The 21619-nt window shown below is 71.4% G+C and carries 21 protein-coding genes and 1 tRNA gene; 17 read left to right on the top strand and 5 right to left on the bottom strand.

Annotated elements, in window-relative coordinates; all coding sequences use genetic code 11:
• The first annotated feature begins 25 nt into the window (after positions 1-25).
• The 3 genes from rph to ABD770_RS11010 all read left to right on the top strand — a co-directional run bounded on the left by rph (position 26) and on the right by ABD770_RS11010 (position 2391).
• Positions 26-784, top strand: coding sequence for a ribonuclease PH (gene rph, locus ABD770_RS11000; RefSeq protein WP_344819604.1), 759 nt, complete (start codon positions 26-28; stop codon positions 782-784).
• The gene (rdgB, locus tag ABD770_RS11005) at positions 781-1374 is read left to right on the top strand and encodes an RdgB/HAM1 family non-canonical purine NTP pyrophosphatase (protein ID WP_344819605.1); all 594 of its coding nucleotides are present in this window, start codon (positions 781-783) and stop codon (positions 1372-1374) included. The genes rph and rdgB overlap by 4 nt, the downstream gene beginning before the upstream one ends.
• 96 nt (positions 1375-1470) lie before the next feature.
• Positions 1471-2391 carry a cation diffusion facilitator family transporter gene (locus ABD770_RS11010; protein WP_344819606.1) on the top strand — a complete coding sequence of 307 codons (921 nt, stop codon included), beginning with the start codon at positions 1471-1473 and terminating at the stop codon, positions 2389-2391.
• 12 nt (positions 2392-2403) lie between these two features.
• Here the strand turns inward: ABD770_RS11010 and ABD770_RS11015 are convergent, their stop codons facing one another.
• Positions 2404-4812 carry an ATP-dependent DNA ligase gene (locus ABD770_RS11015; protein WP_344819607.1) on the bottom strand — a complete coding sequence of 803 codons (2409 nt, stop codon included), beginning with the start codon at positions 4810-4812 and terminating at the stop codon, positions 2404-2406.
• Between the two features lie 57 nt (positions 4813-4869).
• Between ABD770_RS11015 and ku the strand changes: the two genes are divergently transcribed.
• Entirely contained in the window at positions 4870-5676 is an 807-nt protein-coding gene (gene ku / locus ABD770_RS11020) for a non-homologous end joining protein Ku (RefSeq protein ID WP_344819608.1), read from the top strand.
• 39 nt (positions 5677-5715) lie between these two features.
• Here ku and ABD770_RS11025 read toward each other — a convergent pair whose 3' ends face one another.
• Both ABD770_RS11025 and ABD770_RS11030 read right to left on the bottom strand, forming a co-directional pair.
• Positions 5716-6495, bottom strand: coding sequence for a DedA family protein (locus ABD770_RS11025; RefSeq protein WP_344819609.1), 780 nt, complete (start codon positions 6493-6495; stop codon positions 5716-5718).
• A gap of 82 nt (positions 6496-6577) precedes the next feature.
• Positions 6578-6659, bottom strand: a tRNA-Leu gene (locus ABD770_RS11030).
• 110 nt (positions 6660-6769) lie between these two features.
• On the opposite strand from ABD770_RS11030, the gene ABD770_RS11035 reads away from it, so the two are divergent.
• Genes ABD770_RS11035 through ABD770_RS11065 form a run of 7 tightly spaced genes read left to right on the top strand, consistent with a single transcriptional unit; the run spans position 6770 to position 11202 of the window.
• On the top strand, positions 6770-7912 hold the full coding sequence (locus tag ABD770_RS11035; protein ID WP_344819610.1) for a TadA family conjugal transfer-associated ATPase: 1143 nt from the start codon (positions 6770-6772) through the stop codon (positions 7910-7912).
• The gene (locus tag ABD770_RS11040) at positions 7909-8769 is read left to right on the top strand and encodes a type II secretion system F family protein (RefSeq protein WP_344819611.1); all 861 of its coding nucleotides are present in this window, start codon (positions 7909-7911) and stop codon (positions 8767-8769) included. The genes ABD770_RS11035 and ABD770_RS11040 overlap by 4 nt, the downstream gene beginning before the upstream one ends.
• The gene (locus ABD770_RS11045; protein ID WP_344819612.1) at positions 8766-9704 is read left to right on the top strand and encodes a type II secretion system F family protein; all 939 of its coding nucleotides are present in this window, start codon (positions 8766-8768) and stop codon (positions 9702-9704) included. Before ABD770_RS11040 ends, ABD770_RS11045 begins: the two co-directional genes overlap by 4 nt.
• Before the next feature lie 26 nt (positions 9705-9730).
• Entirely contained in the window at positions 9731-9916 is a 186-nt protein-coding gene (locus ABD770_RS11050) for a hypothetical protein (RefSeq protein WP_425562753.1), read from the top strand.
• A 5-nt stretch (positions 9917-9921) separates the two neighbouring features.
• Positions 9922-10323 carry a TadE/TadG family type IV pilus assembly protein gene (locus tag ABD770_RS11055; protein WP_344819613.1) on the top strand — a complete coding sequence of 134 codons (402 nt, stop codon included), beginning with the start codon at positions 9922-9924 and terminating at the stop codon, positions 10321-10323.
• Positions 10316-10771: a TadE family protein gene (locus ABD770_RS11060; protein WP_344819614.1), complete on the top strand. Its 456-nt coding sequence runs from the start codon at positions 10316-10318 to the stop codon at positions 10769-10771. The genes ABD770_RS11055 and ABD770_RS11060 overlap by 8 nt, the downstream gene beginning before the upstream one ends.
• The gene (locus ABD770_RS11065) at positions 10768-11202 is read left to right on the top strand and encodes a pilus assembly protein TadG-related protein (protein WP_344819615.1); all 435 of its coding nucleotides are present in this window, start codon (positions 10768-10770) and stop codon (positions 11200-11202) included. Before ABD770_RS11060 ends, ABD770_RS11065 begins: the two co-directional genes overlap by 4 nt.
• A 28-nt stretch (positions 11203-11230) precedes the next feature.
• Here ABD770_RS11065 and ABD770_RS11070 read toward each other — a convergent pair whose 3' ends face one another.
• Positions 11231-12454: an MFS transporter gene (locus ABD770_RS11070; RefSeq protein ID WP_344819914.1), complete on the bottom strand. Its 1224-nt coding sequence runs from the start codon at positions 12452-12454 to the stop codon at positions 11231-11233.
• A gap of 102 nt (positions 12455-12556) precedes the next feature.
• Here ABD770_RS11070 and prfB point away from each other — a divergent pair, with 102 nt between their 5' ends.
• The 4 genes from prfB to smpB are packed head-to-tail and all read left to right on the top strand — an operon-like array spanning position 12557 to position 16156.
• A complete protein-coding gene (gene prfB, locus ABD770_RS11075) occupies positions 12557-13666 on the top strand; it encodes a peptide chain release factor 2 (protein ID WP_344819616.1) in 1110 nt (369 codons plus the stop codon).
• 57 nt (positions 13667-13723) lie between these two features.
• Entirely contained in the window at positions 13724-14719 is a 996-nt protein-coding gene (ftsE, locus tag ABD770_RS11080; RefSeq protein ID WP_344819617.1) for a cell division ATP-binding protein FtsE, read from the top strand.
• The gene (gene ftsX, locus ABD770_RS11085) at positions 14716-15630 is read left to right on the top strand and encodes a permease-like cell division protein FtsX (protein WP_344819618.1); all 915 of its coding nucleotides are present in this window, start codon (positions 14716-14718) and stop codon (positions 15628-15630) included. The genes ftsE and ftsX overlap by 4 nt, the downstream gene beginning before the upstream one ends.
• 49 nt (positions 15631-15679) lie before the next feature.
• Positions 15680-16156 carry an SsrA-binding protein SmpB gene (gene smpB, locus ABD770_RS11090; RefSeq protein WP_344819619.1) on the top strand — a complete coding sequence of 159 codons (477 nt, stop codon included), beginning with the start codon at positions 15680-15682 and terminating at the stop codon, positions 16154-16156.
• A gap of 138 nt (positions 16157-16294) precedes the next feature.
• On the opposite strand, the gene ABD770_RS11095 is transcribed toward smpB, so the two are convergent.
• The gene (locus tag ABD770_RS11095; protein WP_344819620.1) at positions 16295-18157 is read right to left on the bottom strand and encodes a S9 family peptidase; all 1863 of its coding nucleotides are present in this window, start codon (positions 18155-18157) and stop codon (positions 16295-16297) included.
• 141 nt (positions 18158-18298) lie between these two features.
• Here ABD770_RS11095 and ABD770_RS11100 point away from each other — a divergent pair, with 141 nt between their 5' ends.
• Positions 18299-19249 (top strand): methylenetetrahydrofolate reductase, encoded by a 951-nt coding sequence (locus tag ABD770_RS11100; protein WP_344819622.1) that lies wholly within the window; start codon positions 18299-18301, stop codon positions 19247-19249.
• Positions 19246-21558, top strand: a complete 2313-nt coding sequence (gene metE / locus ABD770_RS11105) for a 5-methyltetrahydropteroyltriglutamate--homocysteine S-methyltransferase (RefSeq protein ID WP_344819623.1) — start codon at positions 19246-19248, stop codon at positions 21556-21558. Before ABD770_RS11100 ends, metE begins: the two co-directional genes overlap by 4 nt.
• Positions 21559-21619: the final 61 nt, after the last annotated feature.

Consider the following 21619-nt stretch of genomic DNA (forward strand, 5'->3'; position numbering starts at 1 on the left):
TCCAGACACTCTTCGAGAGGACACCATGTCAGACATCGTCCGGGCCGACGGCCGCCGCATCGACCAGCTCCGTCCGGTGACCATCGAACGCGGCTGGTCCGCCCATGCCGAGGGGTCGGCGCTGATCAGCTTCGGCGGCACGAGGGTGCTGTGCACGGCGTCGTTCACCAACGGCGTGCCGCGCTGGCTGACCGGCAAGGGCAAGGGCTGGGTGACGGCGGAGTACGCGATGCTGCCGCGCGCCACCAACTCCCGCAACGACCGGGAGAGCGTCAAGGGCCGCATCGGAGGGCGCACGCACGAGATCTCGCGCCTCATCGGCCGCGCGCTGCGCGCGGTCGTCGACACGAAGGCTCTCGGCGAGAACACCATCGTCATCGACTGCGACGTGCTGCAGGCCGACGGGGGCACCCGCACCGCCGCGATCACGGGAGCCTACGTCGCGCTGGCCGACGCCATCGAGTGGGGCAGGGAGAAGAAGTTCATCGGGAAGAACTCCACGCCGCTGCTCGACACCGTCGCCGCGGTCTCGGTCGGGATCATCGACGGGGAGCCCATGCTCGACCTGGCATACGTCGAGGACGTGCGCGCGGAGACCGACATGAACGTGGTCGTCACCGGTCGCGGACTGTTCGTCGAGGTGCAGGGCACCGCCGAGGGCGTGCCGTTCGACAAGCGGGAGCTGGATGCCCTGCTCGAGCTCGGCGTGAACGGCTGCGCGGAGCTCAAGGAGCATCAGCTGGGCGCGCTGGGGGCCGAGACGGATGCCGGGGGCCGGGCGTGAGGATCGTCCTCGCCACGCACAACCCGCACAAGGTCGCCGAGTTCCAGCAGATCGTCGCCGCCACCCGGCCCGATCTCGAGGTCGTCGGCTACGACGGCCCCGAACCCGTCGAGGACGGCGTGACGTTCGCCGCCAACGCGCTCATCAAGGCGCGTGCGGCCGCCGCGCACACCGGGCTGCCGGCGCTCGCCGACGACTCCGGCATCTGCGTCGATGTGCTGGGCGGCTCGCCCGGCGTCTTCTCGGCGTACTGGGCAGGACAGCGCAAGGACGCCGCGGCCAACCTCGAACTGCTCCTGGACCAGCTGCGCGACATCGCCGACCCGCACCGTTCCGCGCAGTTCCACTCCACGATCGCGCTGGTGGGCTCCGACGGCTCCGAGCGCACCGTCGAGGGCGTCTGGCCCGGGCGGCTCGCGCACGAGGCATCCGGATCGGGCGGCTTCGGCTACGACCCGATCTTCATCCCCGACGGCCAGGCGCCGGGAGTCGAGCGCACGGTCGGCGAGTTCACGGATGCCGAGAAGCAGTCGCAGTCGCACCGCGCCCGCGCCTTCCGCGCCCTGATCCCGCTGCTGGCGGAGCTCTAGCATCCGCTGTCTCCAGCCCCCGCTGTTGAGAACCGTTACCGTTCCCGACTGGGCAGAACCCGCGCGAGGGGCGTGCTTCCGGCCTAGCCTGGAGGCATGCACGATCACGCGCCCGCCGCAGGCGGCATCCGCGACGCCGCTCACCGGCGTCTGCTGGCGGTGTCGCTCGCGCTGACGGCCACGGTCATGGTCGTGCAGGTCGTCGGCGCCGTGCTGTCCGGCTCACTGGCACTGCTGGCCGATGCCGCGCACATGTTCACCGACGCCTCCGCCCTGGTGATCGCGCTGATCGCGACGGCCGTGGCCGCGCGGCCCGCCGATGACCGGCGAACGTTCGGCTACCAGCGCGCCGAGGTGTTCGGCGCGCTCGTGAACGCCATCATCCTCACCGTGCTCATGATCGTCGTCGCGGTCCAGGGCATCGGACGGCTGATCGACCCGGGCGAGGTCGAGGTGGCCGGGCCCCTCATGCTCACCGTCGCCGTGATCGGCATGATCGCCAACGCCGTCTCGATGTGGCTGCTCAGCAGGGCGCAGCGCACCAGCATCAACGTGCGCGGGGCCTACCTGGAGGTCATGGGCGATCTGATCGGCTCGGTCATGGTGATCGTCGCGGCCGTCGTCATCGTCGTCACAGGATGGATGCCCGCCGACGCCATCGCCTCGCTCGTGATCGCCGTGATGATCCTGCCGCGGGCGATCTCGCTGCTGCGGGAGGTCTTCTCGGTGCTCGCCGAGTCGGCGCCGAAGGGCACGTCGGTCGACGACATCCGCACGCACCTGAAGGCGTATGAGGGCGTCGTCGACGTGCATGACGTGCACGTGTGGCAGCTCACCCGCGGTGCCCCCGTGTTCACCGCGCACGTCACCGTCGAGGCGGCCGTGCTCGCCTCCGGCGGCTCCGCGCAGCTCCTGGCGAGACTGCAGGGGTGCCTCGTGGATCACTTCGACGTCGATCACTCCACCTTCCAGCTCGAGCCCGCCGGGCACGACGACTGCGAGGCCGCGCACGCCTGACCGCGCACGCGGTCACGCCTCCCGTCGCACCTCCTCGGGGGACTTGTCCGGCCGCAGGCCCCGCCAGCGGGAGTGACGGAGGATGCCGCCGGGTGTCCACCCGGCGAACTCCACCTCGCCGACCAGCTCGGGCCGCACCCACTGGGCGTCCGCGGCGTCGGCGGCCGGGACATCCCGCACGATCGGCTCATCGATGCGCAGCGGCTGCAGGCGTGCGGTCAGGTCGCGCAGCATCCGGTCGGTGAAACCCGTGCCGACCCTGCCGATGTAGCTCAGGCCCGGGACAGCCGGATCCGCGGCGCCCTGCTCGTGCACGGCCAGCAGCAGCGAGCCGAACGTGCCCGCACGGCCACCGTGGCCGGGACGGATGCCGACGATCACCACCTCCTGCATGCGGGTGTGCTTGATCTTCAACCAGGAGGAGGAGCGCTGCCCGGAGCGGTACGGCGACCGCGGGTCCTTCACGACGACGCCCTCCAGGCCGTACCGGGCGCTCGCCTCGAGGGCGGCATCGAGGTCGTCGAACACGGGCGGCACGAGGAGGGGCCGGTCGAGTCCGAGCGCCAGCTGCTCCAGCAGCTCGCGACGCCCGCGCAGCGGCATCCGCGTGAGATCCCGACCGTCCAGGCGCAGGAGGTCGAAGAGCACGTAGACGACGGGCGTGCGCGTCGCCTCCGCGCGGACCTCGTGCTCGCGCGTGAGGTGCATGCGGTCCTGCATGTGGGAGAAGCTGGGTCTGCCGCCGGAGTCGAAGGCCACGATCTCGCCGTCGACGACGGCGTCTGCCACGGGCAGGCGCGGCGCCCGGTCGGAGGCGATCTCCGGGTAGCGGGCGGTGATGTCGGTGCCGCTGCGCGCGCGAAGGCGCAGACGCCCGTCGGACCACGTGCCGATCGCGCGGACGCCGTCCCATTTGATCTCCGCCCACCCGTCCAGCCCGCGCGCGATGGCGGGGGTGGCGGGCTCGGCGAGCATGGCGGAGATCCGGGGCGGCGCCTCTCCGGCCGTGGGGGCGTCGACGGGCGCGGCGGGCTCCTTCATCCGGTGCAGCAGCCACTGCGACTTCTCGCCCTCGCCGTTCGTGCGGATGAGCGCGAGGCGCGCCGACCCCAGCCTGCCGCCGGGCTGTCCGGTGAACGTGCCGATCACCTCGTCGTCGCGCCATTTCTCCACCGCCACCGTGCCGGTGTCCCACACCGTCATCGACCCCGCGCCGTACTGTCCCCGGGGGATCTCGCCCTCGAACGACAGGTACTCCAACGGGTGCGGCTCGGTCATCACCGCCAGCCGATTGCGGGCGGGGGACTCCGGGACGCCCTTGGGGACCGCCCAGCACACCAGCACCCCGTCGCGCTCGATGCGCAGATCGAAGTGCAGGCTGCGGGCGTGGTGCTCGTGGATGACGAAGCGCGGCGGTCCGGCGGCACCGGCCACCGGAGCGGCCGCCGCGCCCGGCATCGGCTCGGGCGTGCGCCGTGCGTCGCGCTTGGCGAGGTAGGCCGCCAGCGCGGGGCTGGACGAGGCGAGGCTCGCCAGCGGGTCGATGCCGGCCGCGACCCGACCCAGCACCTCGTCGAGCTCCAGGTGCCGCAGGTCGGCATCCGCCAGCTCCGCCCAGGTGCGCGGTGCGGCGACCGTCGGGCGGGGGCGCCCCCGCAGCGAGTACGGGGCGACGGTGGTCTTCGAGGCGCTGTTCTGGCTCCAGTCGATGAACACCCGCCCGACGCGGGCGGACGCCGCCATGCTGGACGTGGCGAGGTCCGGATGGTCGGCCTCGATGTGGCGGGCGAGCTCGCGGGCGACGGCGGAGATCTCCTCGCTGGTGCGCAGCCCCGTGCCGTCGGGGGAGACCGGCAGGCGCGCGTACAGGTGGATGCCCTTGCTGCCGCTGGTCACGGGGATCGGGGCCAGCCCCATCCCGGTGAGGATGCCGCGCGCGATGCGCGCCACCTCCGCGCACTGCGCGAGGCCCGTGCCGGGGCCGGGATCCAGGTCCAGTACGAGCCGATCGGGCAGGCCCCGGCCGCCGGAGTGCGTGAACCGCCACTGCGGGACGTGCAGCTCCAGCGCCGCGATCTGCGCGAACCAGGCGAGGGATGCCGCATCGTCGGCCAGCGGATAGTCCTTGCTGGACCGGGAGTGCTCGATGGGCATCCGTCGCACCCAGTCCGGTGCGCCCTGATCGAGCTGCTTGGCGAAGAAGCCCTCAGCCGGGGCGTCCGCCGTGCCGACGCCGCCGACCCAGCGCCGCCGGGTGATCGGACGTCCGCGCAGGTGCGGCAGCATGACCGGCGCGATCTGCGCGTAGTACGCGATGATCTCGCCCTTGGTGGTCCCCGACTCCGGGTATACGACCTTCTCGAGGTTGGTCACGCGCAGGCGGCGTCCGTCGATCTGAACGACCTGCCCGCCCGTCACCATGGGGACAGAGTAGTCGGCCCTCTGGCCGTCATGGCGTTCACTGGTGATACTGGGGTGATGAGGAGCATCTGGAGGGGATCGGTCGCCTTCGGACTGGTGAACGTGCCGGTCAAGGTGTACTCGGCGACCGAGGACCACGACGTGCCGCTGCACCAGGTGCATGCGGCCGACGGCGGGCGCATCCGCTACCAGCGCACGTGCGAGGTGTGCGGGCAGACCGTGGCGTATGCGGACATCGACCGCGCCCACGTCGACGACGAGGGGCGCACCGTCGTGCTCACGAAGGACGACCTGGCGGCGCTGCCGGCCGAGAGGAGCCGTGAGATCGAGGTCGTCGAGTTCGTGCCCACCGATCAGATCGACCTCATGCTGCTCGACCGGCCCTACTACCTGGAACCCGACTCGACCTCGCCGAAGGCGTACGTGCTGCTGCGACGGACCCTCGAGCAGGCCGACCGCACCGCCATCGTGCGGTTCACGCTGCGGCAGAAGACCCGCCTGGCGGCGCTGCGCGTGCGCGGCGACGTGCTCGTGCTGCAGACGCTGCTGTGGGCGGACGAGGTGCGCGAGGCCGCATTCCCCGCCCTGGAGGACGACGTGGAGATCAGCGCGAAGGAGCTGGAGCTGGCCGGTGCCCTCGTGGACACCTACTCCGGCGACTTCGAGCCGGGGGCCTTCGTCGACGAGTACCAGGCGCAGCTGCGCATCCTCATCGACGCGAAGATCGAGGCGGGGGAGGCGTTCGACGCGACGGCGGCCTTCGCCGATGCCGGGGAGGATTCCGGAGGCGAGATCATCGACCTCATGGAGGCGCTGCGCGTCAGCGTGGAGCGCAGCAGGGCCGCCCGCACGGACACCGGTTAGGACGGGTCAGGACGGCTCGCGGTTTCATCGCTCCGCGCGTCAGGGCTTCTCGTGGCCGTGCCGACGGTGCCCCTGGTGCAGTGCCGGGGTGCCCGACTCGGCGGGCGCGGCACTCGGGCGGTCGGTCTGCGCATCCGGACCGGCGGCCGGGGCGTCCTCGCTCGCGGGCGCCTCCCGGAGCGATTTCCGACGCTCGGTCAGGTAGTGCCACAGCGCGATGAGCGCGGATCCGGCGACGGCGGCCAGCAGGATCAGGTCGATGTAGTTCTTGACGAAGTCGGCGACCGGGGGGATGTAGCCGATCACGTAGCCGAACATTGTCAGGCCGAAGCCCCACAGCACCGCGCCGATGAGGTTGTACAGCGAGTACCGCTTCCACGGCATGTGCCCCACACCCGCCGCGACGGGGGCGAAGGTGCGCACGACCGGCACGAAGCGGGCGAGGATGACGGTGATGCCGCCGAACCGCTCGAAGAACGCGTTCGTGCGCTCGACGTTCCTCCGACTGAACAGCCCGGACTCCTTGCGCTCGAACACGGCGGGGCCGCCCTTGTGGCCGATGAAGTAGCCGACCTCGCCGCCCACGAACGCCGCGACGCCGATCAGCAACGCGACGATCCAGACGCTCACTCCGAACACGCCGTGCGGGAACTGCTCGGTGCCGTGCGAGAGCAGTCCGGAGATGACCAGCAGTGTGTCGCCGGGGAAGAGGAATCCGATCAGCAGCCCGGTCTCGGCGAAGATGATGACGCACACGACCAGCAGCGCCCAGGCGCCCGCCCACCCGATGATGAAGGCGGGGCTGAGCCAGTCGGGCATCAGGTCGGTCGGTACGTGGAGGAGGGAGTGGAGCAAGGGGGATCCCGTCGTCTGTCGGTCGGCGGTCAGAGATGCGGCTGCGTGCGGGAGATGGGACTTGAACCCACACGCTCGAAAGCACAGGAACCTAAATCCTGCGTGTCTACCAATTCCACCACTCCCGCGCGAGTTCGAGTCTAGCGAGCGGAGCCCTCGGGTTTCCCGTACATCTGCCGAGCATCCGGGCTGTGGATAACTTCGACGCGGCGATCGCGGATTCTGTCAAGATGCCCGCGTGAGTCATCCGTCCCTCGTCGTCGCCGAACGGGTGCGCAGGCGCCTTCGCCTGGAGCGCACCGATCCCGCATCGCACCCCGACGAGGCCAGGCGCATCGCCCAGACGGAGGTCCGCCGCCACAACGATCTCGCCCTCCAGCGCGGCGAGGCCATGATCGACGACGAGGCGTCGCTGGTGCGCGACGTGCTGGCAGCCGTGTCCGGATTCGGGGTCCTGCAGCCGCTGCTGGACGACCCCGCGATCGAGGAGATCTGGCTCAACGGCCCCGACCGCGTCTTCGTCGCGCGCGGCGGCGCGACGGAACGGGTGGATCTGCGACTGACGGATGCCGGGTTGCGCGACCTCGTCGAGCGCATGCTGCAGTCCACCGGCAGGCGGGTGGACATCAGCCAGCCGTTCGTCGACGCCTCCCTGCCCGACGGCTCCCGTCTGCACGTGGCCATCGCGGACATCGTCCGCGGATCGTGGGCAGTCAACATCCGCAAGTTCCTCCCGCAGCATCGCACCCTGCAGTCCCTCGTCGCGCAGGGCTCCGTACCTGCGCATATCGCCGACCTGCTGCACCGGGCCCTGCGCGACGGCCGCAGCATCCTCGTCTCCGGCGCCACGCACGCGGGGAAGACGACGCTGCTGGGAGCCCTGCTGGCATCGGTGGCCGACACCCAGCGGATCATCACGGTGGAGGAGACCTTCGAGCTGGCCGTCGAGGGCCCGGACGTGGTGGCGCTGCAGGGGCGACAGGCGAGTCTGGAGGGCGGCGGCGGGATCACCCTCCGGCGTCTCGTCAAAGAGGCGCTGCGCATGCGGCCGGATCGCATCGTGGTCGGGGAGGTGCGCGATGCCGAGGCGCTCGACCTCGTGCTCGCGCTGAACACCGGTGTGCCCTCGGCGGGCACCATCCACGCCAACTCCGCCGACGAGGCTCTCGAGAAGCTCGCTCTGCTGCCGCTGCTGGCGGGCCGCAACATCGACAGGGCGTTCATCGCCCCGGCCATCGCCTCCGCGATCTCCTACGTCGTGCACTGCCGACGCGAGCCGGACGGATCGCGCCATGTCGCCGAGGTCGTCGCCCCGACGGGAGAGGTGGACGGCGTCCGCATCCTGACCGCTCCCGTGCACCTCGCCGGTGGCGCGGCATGACCCTGCTGCTGGGCTCTCTGCTGGGAGCGGGCCTGCTGCTGGGCGCGGCCCCCTGGCTGTGGCCTCCCCGCCCGGATCGCGCGCCACGTCCGATGCGTCGGGGCCGGCTCCGACGCCTGCTGGAGGAGGCCGGAATGTCCCGGATCTCCACGCGCGCACTCGTGGTGGCGATGACCGCAGCGGGAGCAGTCGCGGCATCCGTCGTCTGGCTCATCACGGCGTTGCCCGTCCTGGCGGTCCTCGCGGCGCTGGCCGCCGCGGCGGCACCCGTACTGCATCTGCGGGGTCGCAGACTGCGACTGCGCAGGGCCAGGCGGCAGTTGTGGCCCGACGTGTGCGACCTGCTCGTGGCCGCCATCCGTGTCGGGCTCTCGTTGCCGGATGCCGTCGCGAGCCTCGCCGACTCCGCACCGCCCGCCGTGCGCCCCGCCTTCTCGATGTTCGCTCGCGACCTGCACGCGACCGGACGGTTCGAGTCGAGTCTTGATCGTCTCAAGACGGCACTGGCCGACCCGATCGCCGATCGCATCGCGGAGACGCTGCGGATGGCCAGGCAGGTCGGCGGCACGGAGCTGACCGGGGTGCTGCGGGCACTGTCCGCCTCGGTGCGGGCGGATGCCGCACTGCGCGGGGAGGTCGAGGCGCGGCAGTCGTGGATCCGCGGCGCGGCCGTGCTGGGGGCGGTGGCCCCCTGGGTGATCCTGGGCCTGTTGGTGATGCGCCCCGAGGGGCGGGACGCATACGCGAGCGGGGAGGGCGTCATCGTCATCATCGTCGGCGCCGCGGTGTCGACGTTCGCCCATCGCATCATGCTGCGCATCGGCCGGCTTCCCGAACCCGAGCGGTGGTTCGGGTGAGTCCGGCGACCCATCTCGCGCTGTCCGTGCTCCTGGGCGGCTCGTTCGGGCTGGGCCTGCTGGGGGTGCTCTCCGCTCTGCCGCGCTGGGGCGCGCTGCCGCTGGATCGTCGCATCGCGCCGTACCTGCGGGACGTTCTGCCGGAGGAGGTGGTTCCCGCCGGCGTCCTGCCGATGGTCGGAGCCCTGCCCGTGCAGGGACGGGCGCTCGGCGAACGACTGCGGGCAGCCTTCGAGCGGTTGCTGGGCGGTGGTGAGGCGCTTGCGCTGCGACTGGCGCAGGCGGGCGCGTCGCTGACGCCCTCGGCGTTCCGCGGGCGTCAGCTGGGTTGGAGTGTGGCGGGACTGATCATCGGCGCCGTGCTGGCGGTCGCTCTCGCGCTGTCCAGCCGTCCCACGCCGCCTCTGCTGCTGCTGCCGATCCTCGCGGCGGCGACGGGCGCTGTCGGCTACGACATGCAGCTCGGCGCCCGGGCCAAGAGCAGACGCACGCGACTGGCGGACGAGCTGCCCACCACCCTCGAGTTCCTGGCGCTGTGCCTGTCGGCGGGCGAATCCCTCCTGGATGCGCTGCGGCGGGTCTCGGCGATCGGCACGGGGGAGCTGACCGGCGAGCTCCGTCAGGCCGTGCTCGCCGTGCACACCGGGTCGCCGCTGGCGGATGCGCTCGGCGAGACCGCCACACGGCTGCAGCTGCCGGGGCTCTCCCGTGCCGTCGATCAGATCGTCGCAGCCCTCGAGCACGGCTCGCCCCTGGCCGGGGTGCTGCACTCGCAGGCGGCGGATGCCAGGGACGAGGCCAAGCGCGTGCTCATCGAGCAGGCCGGGCGCAAGGAGATCCTCATGCTCCTCCCACTGGTCTTCCTTATCCTGCCGCTGTCCGTGCTGTACGCGGTCTACCCCGGTCTCTTCATCCTCCGGCTCGGCCTCGGCTGAGCCCCGACACAGAAACGGTCACGAACATGATGATGCGTACAAGACGGTTCATCGCGGGCAGGAAGCTCGTCCAGGACGAGAGGGGAGACGTGCCCGGATGGGTGCTGGTCACTCTGATGACCGCAGGGCTCGTGGTCGTGATCTGGGCCGTCGCCGGCCCCGCACTGGTGGGCCTGTTCGAGCAGGCGATCTCCCGCGTGTCGGGCATGTGACGCGCATGCGCCCACCGGCACGGCTCCGCGACGACCACGGCTCGAGCACCGTCGAGTTCGTGCTCGTCGGTGCGCTGCTGACGGCTCTGGTGCTGTCGGTGCTGCAACTGGCGTTCGCCGTGTACGTGCGCAACGTGGTTCACGACGCGGCCGTGGAGGGCGCGCACTATGCGGCACTGGCCGACACCGCGCTCGGCGACGGGGCGCAGCGTACGCGCGCGGTCATCAGCCGCGCGGTGGGGAGCGCCTACGCGGAGGATGTGTCCGTCGGCCGGGATCGCCGTCTCGGGCATGAGAGCGTCGTCGTGCGGGTGCGCACCACGCTGCCCGTGATGGGGCTGGTCGGGGTGCCGCACGGGATGGAGGTGGAGGCCCGTGCCCCTGTCGAGTCCTTCGACGATGACTGAGCGTCCGCGCCGGTGGTCGGACGAGTCCGGCACGGCGGCGCTGGAGTTCGTCACGCTCGGCGTGCTGCTGCTGGTGCCGCTGGTCTACCTCGTGCTGATCCTCGGCGCCGTGCAGGAGCAGACCCTCGGCGCGGAGGCCGCCGCACGGCACACCGCGCGGGTGATCGGGCAGGCGCCGGATGCGGAGGCCGCGGCCGAGCGCGGCGACGCCGTGCTGCGCAGCGTCGTGCGCGAGTACGGGATGGACGCCGACACCGTGCAGGTGGGCATCGACTGCCGCCCGGCGCGCACCCCGTGCCCCGCAGCGGGCAGCACCGTGATCGTCACCGTCAGCACACGGGTGAGCCTGCCGTTCCTGCCGCCGCTGTTCGGGCTCGACCGGATCGCGGCGATCCCCGTGCAGGCCCAGGCCGCGCAGCGGACGTCGAGGCTCTGGGGCAGCGGATGAGCATCCGGCGCACGATCCACCGCCTCGAGCACGACGAGGACGGCACGGTCCTGCCGCTGATCCTCGGCTACCTGCTGCTGGCGATCGCGATCATCCTCGTCTGCGTGAGCGCCACCGACCTGTACATCGCGCAGAAGCGGCTGGACTCCCTCGCCGACGCCGCGGCTCTCGCCGGCGCCGACGGATTCACCCTCGAGGTCGCCGTCGGCGGCGTGCACGCCGAGCTCACCGACGAGAAGGTGCGGGAGCAGGCGGATGCCGTCGTCGCGGCCGTCGCGCAGGAGGCGCGCATGGTGTCGGCGGGCACACCCGACGGGGTGTCCGCACGGGTGACGATCGCGGCGGACTGGCATCCGCCGGTGTTCTCGCCGTTCGTCCCCGACGGTGTGCCGCTGCAGGCGACAGCGACCACGCGCACGGCGCTGCGGTGAGGCGGGGAGCAGGGCGGTGCGGCCAGGATCAGTCGCGCGTGCGCGGCAGGTAGCGCGGCGTCCAGCGCAGGAAGCCCGCGGCGCCGACCAGCGCCACCAGGCCCATCAGCCCCGTCGCCAGCGACAGCGATGCGGCGGCGGCGATCGCGGAGACCACCACCGGGGCGGCCGCACCGCCGGCGTCCGTCAGGGTCCGCCAGGAACCCAGGAACGCGGCGGGGTCGCGCTCGGGGGCGAGATCCGCGCCGAAGGTCAGCAGGATGCCGCTGGAGAGCCCGTTGCCGACGCCGAGGGCGGCGGCCAGTGCGCCGTACCACAGCAGGGCGGAATCGACGTCGTGCGTGACCGACAGGGCCGTGAACCCCAGCCCCATCATCAGCAGCGCCGGGATCACGGCCCAGATCCGACCGAACCTGTCCATCACCTGCCCACTGGCGTAGAACAGGGCGAAGTCGATCGCCCCGGACACGCCGACCACGAGCGAGATGGTCGTCGCATCCAGTCCCAGTGAGACGCCCCACAGCGGCAGGATGACCTGCTTCGCCGAGCGGACGGCCGACAGGCACGCGGCCGCCGAGCCGAGCCGGGACAGCACCCGGCGGTACGCCCACATCGTCTGGAACACCCCGCGCTGGTCCGCCACGGGGATGGAGCCGGTGACCACCTCACCGGAGTCCTCCGCGACGGCGGCGCCGGTGGGCTTGAGCAGCACGGGGATGGTGCGCTCCGGATCGGGCCCGAACGTCACCACGAGCACGAGTGCCGCCACGCAGCCCATCAAGAACCAGACGGTGGACAGCTCGGTGCCCGTCAGGCTGATCAGCACGGCGGCGACGAACGGGCCCACGAACACGCCGAACCGGAAGCATCCGCCCAGCAGCGACAGCAGGCGAGCGCGGTACCGGATGGGAACGCGGGTGGTCATGAGCGAATGCCGGGCCAGCCCGAACGTGGCCGCGCAGAACCCCAGCACGAACACGGCGCCCGTCAGCAGTGCCAGTGAGGACGCCAGGAGCATCCCGACGCCCGCCACCATCGCCGCGAGCCCCGCGTAGATCATCGCGAGCCGTTCGCCGACCTTCGCCACCAGCCAGCCCGAGGGCATGTTCCCGCACAGCTGGCCCACCACGAGGGCCGAGGCCACCAGCGCGGCCAGCGGCACGTCCGCGCCCAGCTCGGCGGCGAAGACCGGGATCAGCGGGATCACCGCCCCCTCGCCGAGGGCGAACAGCAGGGCTGGGATGTACACCATGGGCCCGAACCGTCTGATGACACTGCCCACGCCGTCGCTCACAACCTCACGCTATCGCGCACGGGACGGAAGCGCGCATGCGGCACGATAAGCTGGACTGCCATGTTCGAACTCGATCTCTCCGCCGACATCCAGGCCCTGCGTCACACCTACGGCGACATCCGCGAGGTCGTGGACGTCGACACGCTGCGTGCGGACATCGCCCGCCTGAGCGAGGAGGCCGGCGCTCCCGACCTGTGGGGCGACCCCGAGCAGGCGCAGAAGGTCACGAGCGCCCTCAGCCACAAGCAGGCCGACCTCAAGCGCGTCCTCGACGTCGAGCGCCGCCTCGACGACCTCGAGGTGCTCATCGAACTGGCCAACGAGATGCAGGATGAGGATTCCGCCGAGGAGGCCCGCAAGGAGCTGGCCGCGCTGACGGCCACCATCAATCAGCTCGAGGTGCAGACGCTGCTGGACGGCGAGTACGACGACCGCAACGCGATCATCACCATCCGCTCCGGCGCCGGCGGCGACGACGCCACCGACTTCGCCGAGATGCTCATGCGCATGTATCTGCGCTGGGCCGAGCACCACGGCTATCCCGCCAAGGTCCTGGACACCTCTTATGCGGAGGGCGCCGGCATCAAGTCCGCGACCTTCGAGATCACCGCCCCCTACGCGTTCGGCACGCTGTCCGTCGAGGCCGGGACGCACCGACTGGCCCGCATCAGCCCGTTCGGCTCCGCCGACAAGAGGCAGACCTCCTTCGCGGCCGTCGAGGTCATCCCGCTGATGGAGGAGGCCACTGAGGTGGAGATCCCGGAGAACGACATCCGTGTGGACGTCTTCCGCTCCTCCGGGCCCGGCGGTCAGTCCGTCAACACGACCGACTCCGCCGTGCGCATCACGCACCTGCCCACCGGGATCGTCATCTCGATGCAGAACGAGAAGTCGCAGATCCAGAACCGCGCCGCGGCCATGAGACTGCTGCAGACCCGCCTGCTGCTGCTGCAGAAGGAGGAGGAGGCGGCGAAGAAGAAGGAGCTCGCCGGCACCATCACCGCCAGCTGGGGCGACCAGATGCGCTCCTACTTCCTGTACGGCCAGCAGCTGGTCAAGGACCTCCGCACGGGCCACGAGTCCGGCAACCCGGACCGGGTGTTCGACGGCGACCTCGACGACTTCATCTCCGCGGGCATCCGCTGGCGCAAGCGCCGCGAAGAGGACTGAGCACGGGGGAGTGTCGCTGAACCGGCCGAAGCCCTCCGCACTTAGGCTCGAATGGCCATGATCCGGTTCGAGAACGTCACCAAACGCTATCGCGGCACCAAGCGCCCCGCACTGTCCGAGGTCGACTTCAACGTCGAAGCCGGCGAGTTCGTGTTCCTCGTCGGTGCTTCGGGCTCCGGCAAGTCGAGCTGCCTGCGGCTCATCCTCCGTGAAGACGTCCCCAGCGCGGGCCGTGTCGCCGTGCTCGGTCGCGACCTGCGCTCGCTCCCCAATCGCAAGGTCCCGTACTTCCGCCGCCACATCGGCTCCGTCTTCCAGGACTTCCGGCTGCTGTCATCGAAGACCGTCTATCAGAACGTGGCGTTCTCGCTGCAGGTCATCGGCTCCTCCCGCGGGTTCATCCAGCAGGCCGTGCCGGAGGCGCTCGCCCTGGTCGGACTGGACGGCAAGGCCAAGCGGATGCCGCACGAGCTGTCCGGCGGCGAGCAGCAGCGCGTCGCGATCGCGCGCGCCATCGTGAACCGTCCCAAGGTGCTGCTCGCCGATGAACCGACCGGGAACCTCGACCCCGCGACCTCCGTCGACATCATGCAGCTGCTGGCCCGCATCAACGCCGGCGGGACGACGGTGGTGATGGCCACGCACGAGGCGTCCTTCGTCGACCAGATGCAGCGGCGCGTCATCGAGCTCAAGGAGGGGGAGATGGTGCGCGACGAGCTGGGCGGCGGGTACGGGGACACCTCCGGCATCCCCCGTCTGCACCCGGAGGCCGTCCGCGGTGCGGCGGCCACGGCCGCGCTCACCGCCGTGCGGGAGGCGCAGCGGGAGACATCCGCCGTGCCTGCGATCGCCCCGGATGCCGGGCAGCAGCCCGTCCAACCCGACCCGGATGTCCGAGTCGACCCATCCGCCCGGCCCGACCCGGAGCCGCAGCCCGCACCGACCCCGCGCACGAACCCCATCGTCATCCCCGACGTGCAGGTCGATGAGCTCGGCGTGGCCGACCGCCTGGGGCTCTCCGGCGACGACGAGGAAGTGGGGCCGACCTCGTGAACCCCGGACTCATCATCGGTGAGGCGCTGCTGGGGCTGCGCCGCAACCTCTCCATGGTCATCTCCGTGGTGCTCGTCACCTTCGTCTCGCTGACCTTCGTCGGCGCGGCCATCCTCATGCAGACCCAGATCAGCACCATGCGCGGCTACTGGGGCGAGAAGGCCGAAGTGACGGTGTACATGTGCTCGCCGCTGTCGACGACCGACACGTGCGTGGGCGGCGAGGCGGACCAGGAGCAGATCGACAAGGTCGAGAAGACTCTGTCCGGCGACGCCTTCGCACCGCTGATCAGCGAGGTGCGCCTCCAGAGCAAGGAGGAGGCATACCAGGACATCGTCGATCAGCTCGGGGAGGAGCAGGCCAGCGTGATCGGGGTGGAGAACACGTCGGTCGACTTCCGCATCACCATGAAGGACCCGCGGCAGTCGGAGGTGATCACCGAGGCGTTCGCCGGCGAGGCCGGCGTGGAGGCCGTCAAGGACCAGCGCAAACTGCTGGACCCGCTGTTCTCGGCCCTGACGGTCGCGACCTACATCGCCGTCGGCGTGGCCGCGCTCATGCTCATCGCCGCCGTGCTGCTGATCGCCACCACCATCCGGCTGTCGGCCTACGCGCGGCGCAAGGAGATCGGGATCATGCGCCTGGTCGGCGCGTCCAACGGCTCCATCCAGACGCCTTTCGTGCTCGAAGGGGTCTTCGCGGCCTTCCTGGGATCGGTGCTCGCGGGCGCGGCGGTGCTCGCCGGAGTCCATTTCGGTGTGGAGGGCTACCTCGCCGAACGCGTGCCGTTCATGCGTCCTCTGGTCGGGATGCAGGACGCCGCCTTCGTCGTGCCGGTGCTCGTCGTCATCGGCATCGTGCTGTCGGCCCTCTCGGCGGGCTTCGCGATCCGTCGCTGGCTGCGCACCTGAGATAAACTGATCCGCCGGCCCGGCACGGGCCGATCGGACAGGAGAGAACATGCCCAGGGAACGCGGTGAGAAGGCCATCGCGACCAACCGTCGCGCGCGTCACGACTACAACCTCGAGAAATCCTACGAGGCCGGACTCGTGCTCACCGGCACGGAGGTCAAGTCGCTGCGCCAGGGCCGGGCGAACCTCACCGACGGCTACGCGTACATCAAGGGCGGGGAGGCGTTCCTCGACGCCGTGCACATCCCCGAGTACTCCCAGGGGCACTGGACCAACCACTCCGCCAAGCGTGTCCGCAAACTGCTGCTGCACCGTGACGAGATCCGCAGGCTCGAGCACGCCGTCGCCGCCGGCGGCTACACGATCATCCCGCTGCGGCTGTACTTCTCCGACGGCAGGGCGAAGGTCGAGATCGCGCTCGCGAAGGGCAAGCGCGAATACGACAAGCGTCAGACGCTGCGCGAGCGGCAGGACGCCCGCGAGGCCGAACGCGCCATGCGCACCCGCAACCGCCTCGGGGAGTGAGCGCTCCGGCGTCGCGCAGCTCCCGCTGGAGAAGCTCGCCCCTCTGATCGCGCGGCAGCTCCTCGATGAACCGGACGGCCTTGGCTCCGGGCCGTGCAGTGCGTCGTTCACCGGGAGGTGGACGAGACCGGCGCGGTGTCACGCCGGGGTGAATCCGAACGTGCGCGCGAGGAACTCCAGCTCGGTCGTCAACGACGAGATGATCGTTTCCGCGCGCCGGAAGCCGTGCCCTTCACCGGGGTACAGCACGTACTCGTGGGGGACCCCCCTGGCGGCCAGTGCGTCGCGGATCGCCTCGGACTGCGAAGGCGGCACGACCCGGTCCTCCGCTCCCTGCAGCAGCAGCACCGGCACGTCGATGCAGTCGGTGTGGGTGAGCGGCGAGCGGGCGATGTAGACGTCCTCGGCCTCGGGGAGCGGACCGACCAGCCCGTCCAGGTAGAACTTCTCGAAGTCGTGCGTGTCAGCGGCCAGCATCCGCAGATCGGAGACGCCATAGCGGCTGATACCGGCCGCGAACGTGCCGCCGCGCACGAGCGCGCTGAGCACCGTCCATCCGCCCGCCGATCCTCCGCGGATGGCGATGCGGTCGGGATCGGCCAGGCCCGCCTCGGCCAGCCCGCGCGCCGCGGCGATCACATCGTCGACGTCGACGATGCCCCACTGGCCGTTCAGACGCTCGCGGTAGGCGCGGCCGTACCCCGTCGAGCCGCCGTAGTTCACATCGAGCACGCCGATGCCGCGACTGGTCCAGAACGCCGCGGCGAGGGATGCCGCCCCCGACACATGCGAGGTGGGGCCGCCGTGCACGAGGACGACGTACGGCGGCAGCTCCCCGTCGGGCGCCTGCGCCTGCGGATGGGTGGGACGGTAGTCGAAGGCGTGCACGGGGCCGTGCGCGCCGCGGAAGGTCACCGGGCGGGCGACGGGGATCCAGTCCGTGTCGACCCGGTCGCCGCCGCGGATCGCCGTGGCCTCGCCGGCGTCGACGTCCACGCACCACAGCCCGCGGTCGACGTCCGCGCCGCTGCCGGAGACCAGCACCCGGACGCCCGAGACGTCGTCGACGCACAACTCGCCCGTGGCGGCCACCTCCAGCCGTCGCTCGGCACCCGTGGCGGGATCGATCAGCCACAGTTCGTCGGTGCCGTTCGTGCGCACCGCGACGATCCGTCCGTCCGCGAGCACACCGTACCAGCGGTCGCCCAGCACCCACAGCCCGCCGCCGGTGTCGGCATCCGCCGACGCGACGGTTTCGCGTCCGCGCACCGCGAGCCCGTCCAGCCGCAGCCGCTGCAGGTTCCAGCGGCCGGAGGGATCGTCCAGGTGCAGCAGCTCGTCGTCGGAGATCCACTCCGGCTGCAGCGCCGCGCGGGCACCGGTCTCGGCGAACACGTCGCCGCCGACCTCGACCACGTTCAGCAGGGCGTGATCCCACGGCATCGAACGGCCCGTCCACTCCACGAACGCCAGCCGCGTGCCGTCGGGGGACAGCGCGGGATGCGCGAAGAACGCCGATCCCTGGACGTGCACACGGACCGCGGACTCGTCCCGCGCGGCCGAGCCGTCCGTGGGGATCTCCACGATCGCCCGCAGATGCGGGTCGGGACGCAGATCCTCCCGCACCGCGAGCAGCCTGCCGCGCTGCAGCGACAGGCCGCCGTACTGCGCGCCGGCGGCGGTGATCGGCTCGGGGACGCCGCCCCTCCGCATCCGGTGCACCCGCTGATCGTCCCCGTGCACGAAGTACAGGGTCCCCTCGGCATCCGCCGTCCACGCGCCGCCGCCGTACTCGTGCACCCGCGACCGCGCGCTCCAGGGAGCAGGCAGCACCGTCGCGCCGGACGAGCTGCGCACGGCGATCCGGCCGCCCTCGGCGGGGACGGACTCGCCCCACCAGATCTCGTCCCCGACGAAGCGCGCGCCGTCGATCCGGGGAGCGGAAGCGGACACGTCGGCGGGGGAGAACGGCGAGGGCCAGGAGCCGTAGGGCATGGTCATGCCTCGAGCCTAGCCGCGCCTTGCCGGCACCCTTCCGACGCCGGCTCCGGGCGACACACGACGTCACACAGTGTGCGTCGGGCGGCCCGCCCGTTCTACCGTGCTGAGGCGCCCCCGGTCCGCGGCAGAGAGGAGACAGTCATGACGCGCGTGCCGTTCTCCTTCGAGCTGTATCCGCCGCGTTCGGCGGCCAGCGCGCACGCCCTGCACGACACCATCGACAGGCTCGCCGAGGTCGGCCCCGAGTTCCTCTCCGTCACCTACGGCGCCGGTGGCTCGACGGGCGGACGATCCCTGGAGGTGCTGCGGCACATCCGCACCCGTACCGCCGTCGAGCCGCTCGCCCACCTCACGTGCGTCGGCAACACCTACGCCGGTGCGGCCCGGCTCATCCGGGAGTTCCTGGATGCCGGGATCCTCAGCTTCCTCGCGCTGCGCGGCGACCCGCCGGCGGGAAGCACTGAGGGCGACTCCTTCCTCGGCGATCTGGAGAGCTCCGCCCAGCTGGTGCAGCTCATCGATCGCGTGCAGGCCGAGCGTGCGCCGTACGAGGAGTCGCCGGTTCCCGGCCATCCGGACGCCGTGCGCGTGTCGCCGCGGCGGAAGGTCAGCATCGCCGTGGCGGCCTTCCCCAACGGGCACCCCCGTTCGGCGTACAGCGGCCAGCACGTCGATGCGCTGCTGGCCAAGCAGGCGGCCGGCGCCACCCTCGCGATAACACAGCTGTTCTTCCACGCCGACCATTACCTGGCCTTCGTCGAGCGCGCCCGCCGGGCGGGCGTGACCATTCCGATCCTGCCCGGGATCATGCCGATCACCTCGCCCGCACGCCTGGCCCGCGTGCTGGAGCTGACCGGCGAGGAGCTCCCCGGAGAGCTCTCCATCGCCCTCGAGGTCGAGCCCACCGTCGAGGGGCGCCGGCAGATCGGCATCGCCTGGGCCGCCGACCTCGCCCGCGCTGTCGTGGCGGGCGGTGCGCCGGGAGTCCACCTGTACGCCTTCAACCAGCACGAGACCGTGCTGGACGTCCTCGCGCACGCCGGAATCCTCTCCGCGCCGCAGCTCTCCTCCGCATCGAAAGGAACCTCATGACCGCTTTCCCCGCCGGGACGATCCTCGGCTATCCCCGGATCGGACGCCGCCGAGAGCTGAAGAGGGCCGTCGAGGCGTTCTGGGCCGGCCGCATCGATGAGGCGGAGCTGGAGGCCACCGCCGCCCGGCTGCGCGCGGCGAACCGCTCGCGACTGATCGAGCTGGGGCTGGGGCGCGACGACTCCTCGATCCCGGAATCGTTCTCGTACTACGACCAGGTGCTGGACGCCGCCGTCACGGTCGGCGCCCTGCCGACGCGCTTCGAGGATCTCCGCGACGCGGACGGCACGATCGGGCTGCCCGCCTACTTCACCGCCGCGCGGGGCGAGGGCGATCGCGCGCCGCTGGAGATGACCAAGTGGTTCGACTCCAACTACCACTACCTCGTGCCCGAGATCGGTCCGGAGACGGTGTTCTCGCTCTCCAGCGACCGGCTGGTGCGCGAGCTCGAGGAGGCCGTCGCCGCGGGGCTGCGCACGCGGCCGGTCATCGTCGGACCCGTCACGCTGCTGGCACTGGCCAAGCCGTCGGACGCCGCAGGGGAGGGCTTCGACCCGCTCTCGCGCCTGGACGACGTGGTGCCGGTCTACGCCGAGCTGCTGGCGAAGCTGAAGGCCGCCGGCGCGGAGTGGGTGCAGCTGGACGAGCCGGCCCTGGTCAGCGAGACGCTGCCGGCCGACAGCGCGGCGCTGGCGGATGCGGCCCGTCGCTCGCTGACCGTGCTCGGCGGCTCCGACGACCGCCCGGCCATCCTCGTCGCGGCTCCCTATGCCGATCTGGGCACGGCGCTGCCGGTGCTCGCCTCCGCGCCCGTCGAGGCCATCGCCGTGGACCTCGTGCGCGGGGCGGTGCCCGCCGCGCTCCCGGAGCTCGAGGGCAAGACCCTCGTGGGCGGCGTGATCGACGGACGCAACATCTGGCGTGGAGACCTCGCCGCGGCGTTCGCGAAGCTCGAAGCGCTGCGCGACCTCGGCGCCCGGCGGGTCGCGGCGTCCACCTCGACCTCCCTGCTGCATGTTCCCCACGACGTCGAGGACGAGACGAAGCTCGACGCGCGGCTGGTGTCCTGGTTGGCGTTCGCCGACCAGAAGGTCGGGCAGATCGTCACCCTCGCCCGTGGCCTCGCGGAGGGGCGGTCCGTGATCCGGGCCGAGCTCGATGCGGCATCCGCGGCTCTCTCCGATCGCCGTGACGCGCCGGGCGTGCGCGACGGGGCGGTGCGCGGCCGCGCGCTGTCCGAGGCGGACTTCGTCCGTGCGCCCTACCAGGACCGCGAGCGCGCGCAGCGCGCGCTGGATCTGCCCGTGCTGCCGCTGACGACCATCGGGTCCTTCCCGCAGACCGCCGAGATCCGGCGCGCTCGTGCGCGGTTCAGCCGCGGCGAGGTGCCTCAGGACGACTACGAGGCCTTCCTGCGCTCGGAGATCGACCGTGTCGTGGCGCTGCAGGAGGGCCTGGGGCTGGACGTGCTGGTGCACGGCGAGGCCGAGCGCAACGACATGGTGCAGTACTTCGCGGAGAACCTCGACGGGTTCGCGGTGACCGAACACGGCTGGGTGCAGTCGTACGGTTCTCGCGCCACCCGTCCGTCGATCCTGTGGGGGGATGTGTCGCGGCCCGCGCCCATCACGGTGTCGTGGGCGTCCTACGCGCAGTCGCTGAGCACAAAGCACGTCAAGGGCATGCTCACCGGGCCGGTGACCATCCTGGCCTGGTCGTTCGTGCGAGACGACCAGCCGCTCTCGGAGACGGCGAACCAGGTCGCCCTGGCGCTGCGCGAGGAGATCGCCGATCTCGAGGCCGCGGGCATCGCCATCATCCAGGTCGACGAGCCCGCGCTGCGGGAGCTGCTGCCGCTGAAGAAGGCCGATCACGCGGACTACCTCGACTGGTCGGTCGGGTCGTTCCGTCTGGCGACCGGCGGGGCGGCCGCCGCGACGCAGGTGCACACCCATCTGTGCTACTCGGAGTTCGGCGTGGTCATCGACGCGATCCGCGCGCTGGACGCCGACGTCACCTCGATCGAGGCGGCCCGCAGCCGCATGGAGGTCGTCGGCGACATCAAGGGCAGTGGCTTCGATCACGGCATCGGGCCGGGCGTCTACGACATCCACTCGCCGCGCGTCCCCGGCGTCGCCGAGATCGAGGCCCTCCTGCGCCGGGCGACCGCCGAACTGCCACTGAGCCGACTGTGGGTGAACCCGGACTGCGGTCTGAAGACCCGCGGGTACGAGGAGACCGTCGCCTCGCTGCGCAACATCGTGGAGGCCACGCGACGCGTCCGTGAGGACGTGTCGGTCCCGGCCTGAGCCGGATCGCGGACGAGGCGCTCCTCCCCGGTCGGGGAGGAGCGCCTCAGCCGTCAGGGGC

Source organism: Microbacterium soli (assembly GCF_039539005.1).
GTDB classification, from domain to species: Bacteria; Actinomycetota; Actinomycetes; order Actinomycetales; family Microbacteriaceae; genus Microbacterium; species Microbacterium soli.